Below are 13682 nucleotides of genomic sequence, written 5' to 3' on the forward strand. Positions count from 1 at the left end.
GAAGGATATGAGCATCTACTACATATATCAAGACCATGACCGCTGCATAGGTTGTTACGCCTGTGAAGTCCATTGTAAATCAAAAAATGAACTTCCTGTAGGACCAAGGCTCTGCAGAATCATAGAGACCGATGTGAAAATGATTGGTGGACTTCCAAGACAGAGATTTGTCTTTATGCCCTGTTTTCACTGTGAAGAGCCCTGGTGTGTGAAAGCCTGTCCTACTGGTGCCATGCAGAGACGTTCTAAGGACGGAATTGTCTTTGTTGAACAGAGCCTTTGCGTTGGCTGTAAATCCTGTATTACTGCCTGTCCTTGGGGTGTACCTCAGTGGAATCAAGAGACAGGAAAGGTTGTCAAATGTGATTACTGTAAAGATAGAGTAGATCAGGGACTTAAGCCAGCCTGTGTTACAAAGTGCACAACTAAGGCTTTGAGATTCATATCTGCTGAGGAGGCTTCAAGACTGAAGAGAGAGAGGTTTATAAAGGATACCTATGCATCCCTCTACTAATCAAACGGAGCTGATTGAAGTAGAAGAAGGAACTAAAATAATCAAGGGTAGTAATGTCATAATTACTACCCTTGATAAAGTGGTAAACTGGGGCAGGTCAAACTCTCTTTGGCCCCTCACATTTGGTCTTGCCTGCTGCGCTATTGAGATGATGGCAGCAGGCGCATCCCATTTAGACCTTGACCGTTTTGGAATACTCTTTAGAGCCTCACCTCGTCAGGCAGATGTAATTATCATAGCAGGTACAGTTACATACAAAATGGCACCAATAGTAAAAATGGTCTATGACCAGATGCCTGAACCAAAGTATGTCATAGCTATGGGAAGCTGTGCCTGTACAGGTGGAATATTTAATACCTACAGCACAGTTCAAGGTGCAGACCAGTTCTTGCCTGTTGATGTCTATGTCCCTGGTTGTCCACCAAGACCTGAGGCATTAATGTATGGACTCATTAAATTAAAAGAAAAAATTATGAAGGAGCAAGGAAGATGGGGCAGCTGGAAATAGAGAAGATAAGTGATACTACCTTTGTCCTTCAGATGGGACCCCATCATCCAGCAACTCATGGAGTTTTGAAACTATGGTGTGAGTTTGAGGGTGAAAGGGTAATTAATATTAAGCCAGATGTAGGTTATTTACATAGAGGAGTAGAGAAACTTTCGGAGAGTAAAACCTATCCGGGAGCAATGACTCTCACAGACAGGCTTGACTACATCTCAAGTATGACTAACAACGTAGGTTACTGTCTTGCCGTTGAGAGACTCATGGGGATTGAGCCACCACCACGGGCAAAATTTATAAGAACAATGGTATCTGAAATGACCAGATTAAGTAGCCATCTTCTTTGGCTTGCCACTCATGCTCTTGACATTGGTGCAATGACCGTATTTCTCTATGCATTCAGAGAAAGAGAGCAGATACTTCAGTTTTTTGAAAAGATTTGTGGAGCCCGTCTTACTGTAAGCTATCCAAGGATCGGTGGAGTAAGAGTAGACATAGAAAAAAATGTCCTTGATGAGATAAATAGATTCATGGATGAGATGCTTAGAAGAGTTGATGAATATGAGACCCTTCTTACTGAGAATCGTATATGGCTTTCGAGAACTAAGGGAGTAGGTAAGATTACTGCAGAAGAAGCTGTTTCCTTAGGACTTACAGGACCTGCCCTAAGGGGTTCTGGGGTTTACTATGACGTAAGAAAATTAATGCCCTATGATGCTTATAACGAAGTAGAATTCGATGTTCCTATCGGTGAAAATGGAGATACCTATGACAGATACCTATGTCGAATCAGAGAAATGAGACAGTCTGCGCTTATTGTTAAGCAATGTATTGAGAAGATGCCCGAGGGAGAGGTCATATCTGAAAAGTCACCTGACATTGACATACCCCATCAGGGTAGAAGAAAAATTGAAGCCGGTGATTCTCTGTGGAGCGGATTTATTGCCTTTTCACAAGAAAAGCATGATTTAATGCCAAGAGGAGAAATCTATTCAGCCATAGAAGCGCCGAAAGGTGAGCTTGGCTTTTATATAGTGAGTGACGGTTCAGGAAGACCTTACAGAATGAGAGTTAGAGCACCTTCATTTATTCACATATCTGCAATTCCAAAGCTTTGCGAGGGACATCTTCTTGCCGATGTAATAGCAATAATTGGAACTCTGGACATAGTTATGGGAGAGGCTGACCGATGAACAATTTACTGAAAAAGATATTATTCATTGACTTGATTAAAGGATTATTAATTACATTCAAAACCATTTTCACAACACCGGTAACTATTAGATATCCAAAGCAGAAAAGACCTCTTGAAGACGGTTTCAGAGGAAGGCATGCCTTTGTCCGTGATCCTGAAACAGGGAAGGAGCGCTGTGTTGCCTGTACAAAGTGTGCTCAGGTATGCCCAAGTCAGTGCATATACATTGACTATTCAATAAACCCTGAAACAGGGGCAAGAGTTTTAACGAAGTATGAGATAGATGCATTAAGATGTATCTTCTGCGGATACTGCGAAGAAGTCTGTCCTGTAAATGCAATAGTTCTTACTGAGTATTTTGAGTATGCCTCTTACACAAGAGAGGAAAACTACTTTAATAGAGATAGACTTCTTAGTAACTGGGATGAATTTATTGGACAGTACGAAAGAAAGGAATATTTGAATAAATTCTGGCATTTGCCAGGAATTGGTAGAGAGAGACTTCCCGTTGGAAAAAGACAGCCCAATCCAATCATTAGAAGGGAGGAAAGTCAATAATGGAACCAGGTTCATACATACCTTACAAATATCTATCTGTTCTAATTGCCATGATATTTGCCACGGTCTTTGGCTTGGGAGGACTTATTGTTAATAAGATTGTAGCTCCAAGGAAATTTAATCCTATCAAGTTTATTGCCTACGAGTCTGGAAACCCACCAAGTGGTGAACCAAAGGAGAGGTTCTATATTGGCTTCTTCCTTCTTGCCATTCTCTTTGTGGTCTTTGATGTGGAAGTCATTTTTCTCTATCCTTGGGCAGTTGCCTTTGAAGCCATATCCCTTGAGGGATTTTGGATGATGATTATATTTATCTTGCTGATTTTTATTGGATACATCTATGAAATCTTTATGGGAGCACTCACATGGCACAGGAAATAGATAGAGTCTTAGAGGAAGAGCCATTAGCACCTCAAACAAGTACTTATTACCCATTTCATTCCGAAGGAGCGAAAGGGACCGAGGAATCTCTTAAAATTGCATTCACACTAAAAGAACAATTTCCAGAGGAAGTTATCGAGATAAAAGATTTCAGGGGACAGGTTTCTGTAATTGTAACATCAAATAAAATTAAAGAGATTTTAAAATATTTAAAAGATCAACAGGGATTCAATCACCTTCAAGACCTATGCGGTGTTGATTATTCTACAGAAAAACCAAGATTTGAAGTAGTCTACAATCTTTACAGCATCTGGAGAAGGCTTCATATAAGAGTTAGAGCAAAGGTTAACGAAGAGACTCCAGAATTAGATTCAGTTACAGATTTATGGGAAGGTGCAAACTGGCATGAAAGGGAATGCTTTGACATGTTCGGAATAAGATTTATTGGGCATCCAGACCTTAGAAGAATACTTATGCCTGAGGATTGGAATGGATATCCACTAAGGAAAGATTATCCCCTTAAGGGTAAAGAGCTTTGGAGAGGTTTTAGAGAGATTATTGAAAGTTCTTCAGTGGAGGAGAATAAATGATTGAGCTTCTCATAATGGTAATCAAAACAACAGTGGTCTTTGGAATAGTTCTTACCCATGTTGCCTACACAACCTATGCAGAAAGAAAGATAATCGGCAGAGCACAGGCAAGAATGGGTCCCATGGAAGTAGGACCCCATGGACTGCTTCAGCCAATTGCCGACTTCATAAAGATATTCTTTAAAGAAGACATAGTTCCCATGAATGCAGAGAAGTTTATATTCCAAATTGCACCGCTTATTGTTTTAATCTTCACAATGATTAATCTTACTGTAATACCCTTTACTTCAAACTTCATTCTTGCCGACCTAAATGTGGGCTTACTTTTTATATTAGCCTCTGCTTCAGTCTCTGTTTATGGAATAATCCTTGCTGGATGGTCATCGAATAGCAAGTACTCTTTCCTTGGTGGACTTCGTTCGGCAAGTCAGGTTCTTTCCTATGAGATAGCACTCGGACTAAGCCTTGCTGGAGTTGTTCTTGCCGCAGGCTCCCTCAATTTAAGAGATATAGTTATAGCCCAACACAATACAGCCTTAGGAGTCTATGCAATTCCGCAGATAATTGGTTTTGTTGTCTTCGTCATTGCAGCCTTTGCAGAGACAAACCGTGCACCCTTTGACTTACCAGAGGCAGAGACAGAGCTTGTCGCTGGATACCTTACTGAATACAGTGCTTTCAGGTATGCTTTGTTCTTCCTTGCTGAGTATGTTGCCATGTATATAATGGGATTTCTATGTGCCCTCTGTTTCCTTGGTGGATGGACAATTCCAAAATTCATTACTGATATATTGCCATTCTTAGATAAAGTTCCAGGAATAATCTGGTTTGCCATAAAGGTTTATGCTTTCATATTCCTTTACATCTGGGTTAGAGCAACTCTTCCAAGATACAGATTTGACCAGCTCCTCAACATTGGTTGGAAAGTGTTAATCCCTGCAGGATTAGTGAATTTAATAATAATAGCAATAATAAAGAGGTTGAGCCTATGATTTACCTAATATTTACTTACTTCTGTCTATCAATGATTGGAATTACAGTTATGGCTTTAACAAGAAAAAATCCTGTTCATGCTGTAATGTGGCTACTTCTTCTCTTCTTACATGTGGCTGTTGTTTATCTTTTCTTGAATGCCGAATTCCTTGCCATGGTTCAAGTGATTGTCTATGCCGGAGCAATTCTGGTTATGTTTCTCTTTACCATATTTTTCCTTGGAGCAAAGGAGCTTACAAAGGAGAAAAGATACACCCAAATTTGGGAAGGTAGACTCCTAATAGGTCTTGCAATGACTGCCACAGCAATAGTAATTTTTTCAGTGGCATCACCAAGCTACAGAGGAAAATACACCATTCAATATGTAGAGAAAGTCGGAAATGTCAAGTCTGTTGGTGAGATGCTCTTTAATGAATACTCCCTTGCCTTTTTAATGCTCGGTGTTGTTCTTCTCGTTCCAATGGTGGCAGTAGGACTCATTGCAAGGAGGCCCAGATGATTCCTGTTGAGTATTACTTGGCTCTGAGCGGACTAATTTTTGGAATGGGGCTTATAAGTTTGCTTATAAACAGAAATCTTATAATTGTATTTATATCTCTTGAAGTAATGCTTGCTGGAGTAAATCTTGCTCTTGTTTCCTTAGCTCACTATATGAATGACATAAGAGGTCAGATTATTGCAATTTTTAGCATAGCTGTTGCTGCAGGCTCTGTAGCAGTAGGTCTTTCCCTACTTGTTGCCAATTTTCAACTTAAGAAAACTCTTGACTCTGAAGAATTCAGCGAACTGAGGGAGGAGCTGAGAAATGACTAATTATCTTCCCATTTTCTCTATTGCAGTATCAGTTATCGCAGCCATATTAATTGTCCTAATTGGAGATAAAAGACCAAACTTAAGAGAAGCTGTCTCGGTTATTGCAGGTATTCTAAAATTTTCCTTTGTATCAATGTTGATACCTCCTTTCTTACAGGGAGAGGAGATTGCAATTAAGATAGCAACAGTACTACCTGGAATTGAGCTTGCTTTTAAGGTTGATGGATTAGGTTTACTCTTTGCTTTTGGTGCCTCTTTCCTCTGGATTATCACAACCTTTTACTCAATTGGTTACATGAGAGGACTTAATGAGCATGCCCAGACAAGATATTTTGCCTGTTTTGCTCTCTCTCTTAGTTCAGCCATGGGAATTGCCTTTGCAGCCAATCTTTTCACCATGTTCATATTCTATGAAGCTTTGACTGTTGTCACCTATCCTCTTGTTGCTCACCATGAAGACAAAGAGGGTATTGAAGGTGGAAGACAGTATATAGTCTATCTTTTAGGCACTGCAAAGATATTCCTCTTTGCAGCCATAGTTATAACTTACATAATCACAGGAACTCTTGATTTTAGAAAGGGTGGAATTTTTAACGAACAAATTATCGAAAGCCACAAATTAATTCTTCAGATACTTCTTGTTCTATACATCTACGGGTTTAATAAGTCAGCAGTTATGCCTTTACACAGCTGGCTTCCTGCAGCAATGGTTGCACCTACTCCTGTTAGTGCATTACTACATGCCGTTGCCGTTGTTAAAGCTGGCGTATTTACTGTCTCAAGGGTCTTACTCTATGTATTCGGTGGAGATACGGTAATTAAGATAGGAATGCAAGATATAGTCCTTTTCCTTACAGCTTTCACCATAATAACAGGCTCTCTTATTGCCATGAGAAGAGATGACTTTAAGGCAAGACTTGCCTTCTCCACTGTGGCTAATCTTTCATACATAATCATTGGAGTTGCCATGTTCTCTGCCGCTGGAATTATCGGTGGATTAATTCATATTAGTATGCATGCCTTTTCAAAGATTACCATGTTCTTTGTAGCAGGCTCTGTCTATGTTTCAACCCATGTAAAGAAAATTAGCGAACTTGATGGAATTGGCAAAGTCATGCCTATTACTATGTTCTCCTTTTTCCTTGCTACTCTTAGTATGATTGGTATCCCTATTTTTGCTGGATTTATAAGTAAGTATAACCTTGCCCTTGGTGCCCTTGAAATTGGAAGACCTGAACTTGTCCTTGTCTTTGTTGTAAGTTCCTTCTTAAATGCTGCCTATTTCTTACCGATTTCTTATAGGGCATTCTTTAGGTCACCGAGCTATCCAACGAGATGGGTTGGAACAAAGGAGAATTACTTCTGTGCAATTCCACTATTGATAACAGCTCTTTTCACCATTGTTTGGGGACTTTATCCAGACTTTCTATTAGAGATTGTAAGGAGAGTAGCTCAATGATAAGAATGATAAGCAAAAAGACCTTTTACTGGATTTGTCTTATTGTTGTAATACTTGAAATTGTCTTTCTAAAAATTATGCATCTTGGTCATCCCTACTTTGACTTTGAAGAATTACCAGCCTTTGGAGCCATTATAGGTTTTTTGGGAACTCTGTTCATCGTAGTCGTTGCCAAGTCTCTAAGTCTCTTTATCACTAAGAGGGAGGACTACTATGATTGATTTTATTCATCCAGGTTTAGTTCTTATTCTTGCAGCAACTCTCTTACCTGTCCTTCCAAAGAATTTAAGAGGACCCTATAGCGTATTAGTTGCCACAGTTGGATTTTTCTTGACTTTGATAGCAGGACAAGGTTTTTACGGTTCAATTAGTCTTTTTGGAATAGAGATATCTCCACTTGTAAGAGTTGATAAGCTTAGCCTTCTCTTTGCGTATATTTTTAGTTTTATTGGGCTCATTGGAATAATATACTGCTATCACATCGATGACTGGCTTCAGCAGTTTGCAGGACTTCTTTACACAGGAGCATCGGTTGGTGTTAGTTTTGCCGCTGATATATTAAGTTTCTATCTATTCTGGGAGATGCTTTCCTTCTGTGCAGTCCTGTTAATATGGTCTGAGAGAACAAAGGAGTCTACAGAGGCTGGCTACAGATACATACTTGTCCACATTGCTGGTGGACTCTCCCTTTTTGCTGGAATAATGATTTTCATTTATCAGACAGGAAGCTTTACCTTTGATTCCTTCATGGCCCACTCTGGTGAGCCCTTCTGGTGGTTTATACTTATTGGATTTATTCTCTGTGCTGCTGTCCCTCCCCTTCATGCATGGCTTCCCGATGCTTACCCAGCTGCTACGATTTACGGAAGTGTATTCTTAAACCCATTCACAACAAAGGCAGCAGTATATGCTCTCATAAGAGGCTTTCCCGGTGCAGAGGTTTTAATTTATCTTGGTTCAGTCATGGCAGTATACGGAGTTATCTACGCTTTGCTTGAGAACAATCTTAGACGACTTCTCTCCTATCACATTGTCAGTCAGGTTGGATACATGGTTGCTGGAGTAGGTCTTGGAGTCATAACCCTTGGACTAAATGGTTCTGCATCCCATGCTTTTAATCACATTCTTTATAAATGCCTCCTCTTCATGTCTGCTGGTGCAGTAATTTATGCTACTGGCAAACAGAAGATGACCGAACTTGGAGATTTCGGAAGATATGCACCGATTACAGCAATAAGCTTCTTTGTTGGTGCTTTCTCCATTGCAGGATTTCCTCTAACAAATGGATTTATTGGAAAATCTCCAATTATATCAGCTGCTGGAGAGATTCATAATGCCTTTGCCTACATAATGCTCAATGTGGCTACCTGCGGAACAATAATTAGTATCATATGCAAAATGGGTTACTACACCTTTTTCTCCGATAAAAAATCCGACTATCCTGTTAGAGAGACTCCTATTAATATGAAGATTGCCATGCTTATTACCTCAGCACTCTGTATTCTAATTGGAATCTTCCCTCATGCATTCTATGCCTATCTACCTTTTCCAATGGATTATGAACCTTACACAGCAGCTCACATACTCGATACCCTTGGAATATTCAGCTTTACCTCCTTAGTTTTCATTCTTTTCCTTAAAAAATTAAAACCAAAACCTTACATCAATCTTGATATGGACTGGTTTTACAGAAAAGGAGCGGTTGTTACAAATAAAACTCTTGATAAAACAGTTATTCCTGCAGAGTATGATTTCATAAACAATGTTTGGAGATGGATTTTAGATTCCGTAGTTATCCCTATCAGTAAAAGATTAACCCTTTTTGAAAATACAAAAATGAATGGAATTCCTATTTTCATGTCTAACGCAGCAAAGGCAACTGGAGATGGTATAGCTCAGTTTGGAAGTGGAAAAATTCAGGATTATGCTGTATACATGGTAATTTTCATGGCTTTAGCATTAATTCTTTACATTATACTTTAGAGGAGAGTGGTGATGGGTCAGGCATATTTAACAGTACTTATTCCTCTCATAGGTGCTTTAGTATTAGTGATTGTTAAAAATCAATCCTTTCAGCGGGCTTTTGCAGTTTTGACTTCTCTTTTAACCTTAATATTAAGTCTCTTCCAATACACGAGTCTTGACAGGGCTAATAAAGGTTTTCAGCTTCTGTGGGAACATCTCTGGATACCATCTTGGAATTTAAGTATCTCCTTTGGTTTTGATGAACTTAATGCTCCTTTTGTGTTGCTTACTTCATTTATCACTTTGATAAGTGTCCTTTTATCTCTTAGAACAATAGAGAACAACATTGGAAAATATCTTGCTCTCTTATTACTTCTTTCAGCTTCGGTGAATGCCTATTTCCTCTCAACAAACTTTCTTTTCTTCTTCTTTTTCTATGAGGCAATGTTGATTCCCTCAGTGCTTCTGATTAAGCTTTGGGGTGGTAGAAAGGCTTCAGAAGCTGCAATGAAATTCCTTATATACACCTTTGGATTTAGTATATTTCTCTTTGCCTCTATACTTGCTGTCTACATCTTCGGTGGAGGCTTTAGTTTTGACAGTCTCTATAATCTAAGATTAACAAGTGAAAGTAAAATGTTGATTTTCATGGGATTTGTATTAGCTTTCGCAGTGAAGATTCCAATCGTTCCCTTCCATGGCTGGCTCAGAGATGCCTATTACGAAGCACCAATGGCAATTACCATATTCCTTTCGGCAGTGCTTGGAAAGATGGGACTTTATGGTTTAATCAGAGTATCTCCAGCCTTTTATCAGCAAATTTTAGCATACGGTGATTGGTTAGTCGGCTTGTGTATTTTCTCTTTTGTATATGCAGCCTTCTTAGCACTCTTTGAAAGGGACTTAAAGGCAATGTTTGCCTACATGAGCTTAAGTCATGTTGGAATCATTGCAGCAGGAGTTTTTACTGGAAATATCCTTGGTTTTCAGGGAAGTTTGCTTCAGAGTATTAATCACGGCATACTCTCAGCTGCCTTTTTCTATGTGGCTGAATTACTCTACAGAAATACGAAATCCTTTGATGTAGAGAGATTTGGTGCTCTATCGAAAAAAGTTCCTGCCATGACTTTCTTTGCCTTTGCTTATCTAATGGCAATGGGAGGCTTTCCAGGAATGAATTACTTTAATGGTGAACTTCTTCTCTTAAGCGGAATATTTAATAAAAATACATTGCTCGGATTCATAGGAGTTTTTGGAGTTGCCGTTGGTGTTGTCTATCTCTCCTGGTATTTTTACAGAATATTTTTAAGAAAACCTGGCAAAGAACTAAGTACCTTAGTAAGAGATGTTAGATCCTGGGAGTTAGTAATTTTCTCCATATTGTTTGTCCTTTCAATTTATTTAGGACTTAATCCCGACTTTATTTTGTCAGGGGTCAGAGAACTCACTTTATTTGGAGGTAGAGGATGAGTCAATACATAGCTCTTGTTCCTGAAATGGCTTTGCTTGCCCTCGGAGTAGTGTTATTTCTTTATGGTTTAATCAGTAAAGATAATAAAAAAGTTTTCTTTTTGGGAATTTTAAGTATCGCCATTTCTACTGCATTAGCATTAATGTACAGCTTTGAATTTTCAAATTCACTGATACGGATTGATATATACACTATTATTCTACGGTTACTTATTTTATTTACAGGTATTTTGATTCTAATGCTTTCTTACGATGAACTAACAAGAAATAACTCAATGGCAAATGAATACGTTTTCCTGATTATTCTTGCTCTTTTTGGCATGAATATGATGATTGCTGCTAACGACCTCCTAATTCTCTATCTCTCCCTTGAAGCCTTCTCTTTACCCTTGTATTTGTTGGCAGGTTTTTATATAAGAAACAAACAGAGTGTTGAAGCAGGACTTAAATACTTCATTTTAGGCACTGTAGCATCAATACTTCTCATTGGGTCCATAGTATTCTTATATGCCAACACAGGTAGCACATCCTATGAAAGCTTTGCTGCTTTGAGATGGGATAAGTTATCAAGCATATTAATACTTGTTTTTTTACTTTTCACCTTTGCCTTCAAACTCTCCTTAGTTCCCTTTCATGCCTGGGCTCCCGATGTCTATCAAGGAGCACCAACTCCAGTAACTGCCTTTTTCTCAACAGCTCCAAAGGTAGCTGCCTTTGCTGTTCTTATTAAGGTATTCTTAGTATCCCAGCTTGAGATAAAACCACAGACTCTTATTATTATTCTCTCTGCCCTCTCAATGATTGTGGGTAATCTATTGGCACTAAGGCAGACAAATCTTAAGAGACTTTTTGCTTACTCCTCAATCGCCCATGCTGGATATATGTCTATGGCTCTGCTGCTTGTTGATAACACTTTAATACTATCTTTGATTCCCTATTTAATTGCCTATGTATTTATGAACATCGGTGCCTTTGCCGTAATTCTCAGTATATCAGGGGGTGAAAACATATTGAACTATCGAGGACTTAATAAGGTTAATTCTCTAATAGCTATATCTATGGCTATTATCCTCATCTCTCTTACAGGTATTCCGCCAACAGCTGGCTTCATAGTTAAATTTAATCTTTTTAAAAACGTTTTCATGGCTGGCTATCAAGGTTTGGTTTTCCTTGGACTGCTTATGAGTGTCCTTTCAGCCTACTATTACTTAAGAATTGTCTTCTATATTTACAAAGATGTTCCTTCTCGCGTTTCAATAAATAAAAACTCTTTAATAAGTGGCGTTGCTCTTGCTTCAGCAGTTTTTCTAATTTTGTCAGGAGTAATTCCGAGTTTATTAATGATAAATTAAGTTTTTAGGATGAATTGTTTTATTAGTTTACTAAATGGTATAATAAAAATAATTTATAAATCTGTATTTATAGAGGAAAGAAATTTGAAATATTCTGTTTGGTCTTCTAAAAAATTCCTTCGGTGCCTTTCAGGAGAAAAGCAATTTTGTAATCAGTCACTTTAAAGGAGAAATTAATCGGTGACATTCTAAACTATTTTAAGTTAAAAAGGGGGAGGGAAATGAGCGTTAAAAGGCTTTTACAGTTTATTAACGTAATGATTTTTCTTGTATTTATTGGTCTTTTTGTAATCTCTTACTTTAATGAGCAGGGCTTTGAGGAAAGAATAGAGAAGATGACGAAGAAAGACATTAATGTGCTAATTGCCCTAAATGATATGTATGCACAGGGACTTCAGACAGGCCAGGCAGTAAGAAATGTATTTATAAATCCAAAAGATGAGCAGGCAAAAAAGAACTATCAGAAGGCTCATCAGGATTTTATGAAGTCCAATGAAGAGGCAATTAAGCTTACTCAAGGAGATATGCAGGAGCAACTAAAGAAAATACAACAATTATGGCAGAAAGACCATTCTATGAAAATGGAGATTCAGCAGCTATCAGAACAGGGCAAAAAAGATGAAGCTGTGCAAAAGATAATTGAAGAGACAAAGGTTTGGAGAGAGATAAAAGACATGATATTCAAACTAACGGAGTCTCATAGGAAAGAGTTTGACAAACTCAATCAAGAAGTCTCTTCGGTAAGAAAAAGAAATGCCATCATCTATTCTTCGCTTCTTCTAATATCTTTGCTCGGCTTGAGTGCTCTAATATTTTACTCTCATAAGTCCTATGAAAAAAGCATGTCTTCTGCTCTTGTATGCTTTACAAGATTGGAACAGGGAGACTTAAGAGAGGATAAAATGCAGAGCTGCGACTTAATTGGCGATATATATACAAGAATAACAGGGAGCTTGAGGGCAACCATAGGTAAGATTAGGGGAGTTGTAAAAGATACGAACTCTATAGTGTCTTCTCTTTCCCATGAAACAGACAGTTTAGAGAAAAACTCTCGGGAACAACTATCCCGTATAGACCAGATGGCATCGGCCTCTACAGAGATATCGCAGACAATAATTGATGTTGCCAAAAATGCTGCTCAGGCATCGGATTCGGCAAAACAGGCAAATGAAACCGCTGAGAAAGGTAAAAACGCCGTTGAAAAGGCTGTAAAGGCAATGATAGAGATTGCAAACTCCATAAAATCTGCGGCAGGAACAATTGAAGAACTTGGACAGAGCTCGCAGGAGATTGGTGAGATAGTTCTTACCATTAAGGACATAGCAGACCAGACAAATCTTCTTGCCTTAAATGCAGCCATTGAAGCAGCAAGAGCAGGTGAGCAGGGAAGGGGTTTTGCAGTAGTTGCCGATGAAGTTCGTAAACTTGCAGAGCGAACTGCAAAAGCAACAGAGGAGATTGCCGACAAGATTAGAAATATTCAGTCAAAATCTGACGCTTCAGTGAGCGCAATGAATGCAAGTAGTTCGCAAGCAGAAGGTGGAGTGACTTTAGCAAATGATGCAATGCGTGCTCTCGATGAGATTGTTGCTGCAACAGAAAAAGCAATGGATATGATACAGAGAATAGCTGTTGCCACTGAGCAGCTCTCTGCTACAAGTGAAGAGATAGCTCAAAACATGGAAAACATTAAGTCAAGCATAGACCAGACTGTTAAGTTAATAGAGACTGTAAGGTCTATCTCAACAAAACTTTACAGTCAGGCAAGTGCTCTTGATGCCAGTGTGGAGTATTTCAAGATTTAACCTATAACACACTTGGCATACCCCCCACCCTCCTGAAAGGGTGTATGGAAGAGAGAGTCTTCCATACACCCTTCATAAAAAGAGCG

The 13682-nt window shown here is 38.7% G+C and carries 15 protein-coding genes; all 15 read left to right on the forward strand.

The window, feature by feature from the left end; all coding sequences use genetic code 11:
• Nucleotides 1–7 precede the first annotated feature (7 nt).
• The 15 genes from ACZ430_RS08410 to ACZ430_RS08480 all read left to right on the forward strand — a co-directional run bounded on the left by ACZ430_RS08410 (nucleotide 8) and on the right by ACZ430_RS08480 (nucleotide 13596).
• Nucleotides 8–514, forward strand: coding sequence for a 4Fe-4S dicluster domain-containing protein (locus ACZ430_RS08410; RefSeq protein ID WP_464910525.1), 507 nt, complete (start codon nucleotides 8–10; stop codon nucleotides 512–514).
• Nucleotides 498–1022 carry an NADH-quinone oxidoreductase subunit B gene (locus ACZ430_RS08415; RefSeq protein WP_464910526.1) on the forward strand — a complete coding sequence of 175 codons (525 nt, stop codon included), beginning with the start codon at nucleotides 498–500 and terminating at the stop codon, nucleotides 1020–1022. Before ACZ430_RS08410 ends, ACZ430_RS08415 begins: the two co-directional genes overlap by 17 nt.
• Nucleotides 1004–2209 carry an NADH-quinone oxidoreductase subunit D gene (locus ACZ430_RS08420; RefSeq protein WP_464910527.1) on the forward strand — a complete coding sequence of 402 codons (1206 nt, stop codon included), beginning with the start codon at nucleotides 1004–1006 and terminating at the stop codon, nucleotides 2207–2209. The genes ACZ430_RS08415 and ACZ430_RS08420 overlap by 19 nt, the downstream gene beginning before the upstream one ends.
• The gene (gene nuoI / locus ACZ430_RS08425; RefSeq protein ID WP_464910528.1) at nucleotides 2206–2769 is read left to right on the forward strand and encodes an NADH-quinone oxidoreductase subunit NuoI; all 564 of its coding nucleotides are present in this window, start codon (nucleotides 2206–2208) and stop codon (nucleotides 2767–2769) included. The genes ACZ430_RS08420 and nuoI overlap by 4 nt, the downstream gene beginning before the upstream one ends.
• Nucleotides 2769–3149, forward strand: a complete 381-nt coding sequence (locus ACZ430_RS08430) for an NADH-quinone oxidoreductase subunit A (protein WP_464910529.1) — start codon at nucleotides 2769–2771, stop codon at nucleotides 3147–3149. Before nuoI ends, ACZ430_RS08430 begins: the two co-directional genes overlap by 1 nt.
• Nucleotides 3134–3739: an NADH-quinone oxidoreductase subunit C gene (locus tag ACZ430_RS08435; RefSeq protein WP_464910530.1), complete on the forward strand. Its 606-nt coding sequence runs from the start codon at nucleotides 3134–3136 to the stop codon at nucleotides 3737–3739. The genes ACZ430_RS08430 and ACZ430_RS08435 overlap by 16 nt, the downstream gene beginning before the upstream one ends.
• A complete protein-coding gene (nuoH, locus tag ACZ430_RS08440; RefSeq protein ID WP_464910531.1) occupies nucleotides 3736–4731 on the forward strand; it encodes an NADH-quinone oxidoreductase subunit NuoH in 996 nt (331 codons plus the stop codon). The genes ACZ430_RS08435 and nuoH overlap by 4 nt, the downstream gene beginning before the upstream one ends.
• Nucleotides 4728–5231 (forward strand): NADH-quinone oxidoreductase subunit J family protein, encoded by a 504-nt coding sequence (locus ACZ430_RS08445; protein ID WP_464910532.1) that lies wholly within the window; start codon nucleotides 4728–4730, stop codon nucleotides 5229–5231. Before nuoH ends, ACZ430_RS08445 begins: the two co-directional genes overlap by 4 nt.
• Nucleotides 5228–5545, forward strand: coding sequence for an NADH-quinone oxidoreductase subunit NuoK (gene nuoK, locus ACZ430_RS08450; RefSeq protein ID WP_464910533.1), 318 nt, complete (start codon nucleotides 5228–5230; stop codon nucleotides 5543–5545). The genes ACZ430_RS08445 and nuoK overlap by 4 nt, the downstream gene beginning before the upstream one ends.
• Nucleotides 5538–7004, forward strand: a complete 1467-nt coding sequence (locus ACZ430_RS08455) for a monovalent cation/H+ antiporter subunit D family protein (protein ID WP_464910534.1) — start codon at nucleotides 5538–5540, stop codon at nucleotides 7002–7004. The genes nuoK and ACZ430_RS08455 overlap by 8 nt, the downstream gene beginning before the upstream one ends.
• Nucleotides 7001–7225 (forward strand): hypothetical protein, encoded by a 225-nt coding sequence (locus ACZ430_RS08460; protein ID WP_297210710.1) that lies wholly within the window; start codon nucleotides 7001–7003, stop codon nucleotides 7223–7225. Before ACZ430_RS08455 ends, ACZ430_RS08460 begins: the two co-directional genes overlap by 4 nt.
• On the forward strand, nucleotides 7218–8987 hold the full coding sequence (locus ACZ430_RS08465) for a Na(+)/H(+) antiporter subunit D (protein ID WP_297210712.1): 1770 nt from the start codon (nucleotides 7218–7220) through the stop codon (nucleotides 8985–8987). Before ACZ430_RS08460 ends, ACZ430_RS08465 begins: the two co-directional genes overlap by 8 nt.
• Before the next feature lie 12 nt (nucleotides 8988–8999).
• Nucleotides 9000–10439 carry a complex I subunit 4 family protein gene (locus tag ACZ430_RS08470; protein WP_297210714.1) on the forward strand — a complete coding sequence of 480 codons (1440 nt, stop codon included), beginning with the start codon at nucleotides 9000–9002 and terminating at the stop codon, nucleotides 10437–10439.
• Nucleotides 10436–11791 carry an NADH-quinone oxidoreductase subunit N gene (locus ACZ430_RS08475; protein ID WP_297210717.1) on the forward strand — a complete coding sequence of 452 codons (1356 nt, stop codon included), beginning with the start codon at nucleotides 10436–10438 and terminating at the stop codon, nucleotides 11789–11791. Before ACZ430_RS08470 ends, ACZ430_RS08475 begins: the two co-directional genes overlap by 4 nt.
• A 221-nt stretch (nucleotides 11792–12012) precedes the next feature.
• A complete protein-coding gene (locus ACZ430_RS08480; RefSeq protein ID WP_464910535.1) occupies nucleotides 12013–13596 on the forward strand; it encodes a methyl-accepting chemotaxis protein in 1584 nt (527 codons plus the stop codon).
• Nucleotides 13597–13682: the final 86 nt, after the last annotated feature.

Source organism: Thermodesulfovibrio sp. TK500a (assembly GCF_055381765.1).

Excerpts from the sequence above, each read along its gene's own strand:
- nuoK (WP_464910533.1), top strand. The coding sequence starts at position 5,228 with ATGATTCCTGTTGAGTATTACTTGGCTCTGAGCGGACTAATTTTTGGA.
- ACZ430_RS08480 (WP_464910535.1), top strand. The coding sequence starts at position 12,013 with ATGAGCGTTAAAAGGCTTTTACAGTTTATTAACGTAATGATTTTTCTT.
- nuoI (WP_464910528.1), top strand. The coding sequence starts at position 2,206 with ATGAACAATTTACTGAAAAAGATATTATTCATTGACTTGATTAAAGGA.
- ACZ430_RS08470 (WP_297210714.1), top strand. The coding sequence starts at position 9,000 with ATGGGTCAGGCATATTTAACAGTACTTATTCCTCTCATAGGTGCTTTA.
- ACZ430_RS08420 (WP_464910527.1), top strand. The coding sequence starts at position 1,004 with ATGGGGCAGCTGGAAATAGAGAAGATAAGTGATACTACCTTTGTCCTT.
- ACZ430_RS08460 (WP_297210710.1), top strand. The coding sequence starts at position 7,001 with ATGATAAGAATGATAAGCAAAAAGACCTTTTACTGGATTTGTCTTATT.
- ACZ430_RS08465 (WP_297210712.1), top strand. The coding sequence starts at position 7,218 with ATGATTGATTTTATTCATCCAGGTTTAGTTCTTATTCTTGCAGCAACT.
- ACZ430_RS08475 (WP_297210717.1), top strand. The coding sequence starts at position 10,436 with ATGAGTCAATACATAGCTCTTGTTCCTGAAATGGCTTTGCTTGCCCTC.
- ACZ430_RS08415 (WP_464910526.1), top strand. The coding sequence starts at position 498 with ATGCATCCCTCTACTAATCAAACGGAGCTGATTGAAGTAGAAGAAGGA.
- ACZ430_RS08445 (WP_464910532.1), top strand. The coding sequence starts at position 4,728 with ATGATTTACCTAATATTTACTTACTTCTGTCTATCAATGATTGGAATT.
- ACZ430_RS08430 (WP_464910529.1), top strand. The coding sequence starts at position 2,769 with ATGGAACCAGGTTCATACATACCTTACAAATATCTATCTGTTCTAATT.
- ACZ430_RS08435 (WP_464910530.1), top strand. The coding sequence starts at position 3,134 with ATGGCACAGGAAATAGATAGAGTCTTAGAGGAAGAGCCATTAGCACCT.
- nuoH (WP_464910531.1), top strand. The coding sequence starts at position 3,736 with ATGATTGAGCTTCTCATAATGGTAATCAAAACAACAGTGGTCTTTGGA.
- ACZ430_RS08455 (WP_464910534.1), top strand. The coding sequence starts at position 5,538 with ATGACTAATTATCTTCCCATTTTCTCTATTGCAGTATCAGTTATCGCA.
- ACZ430_RS08410 (WP_464910525.1), top strand. The coding sequence starts at position 8 with ATGAGCATCTACTACATATATCAAGACCATGACCGCTGCATAGGTTGT.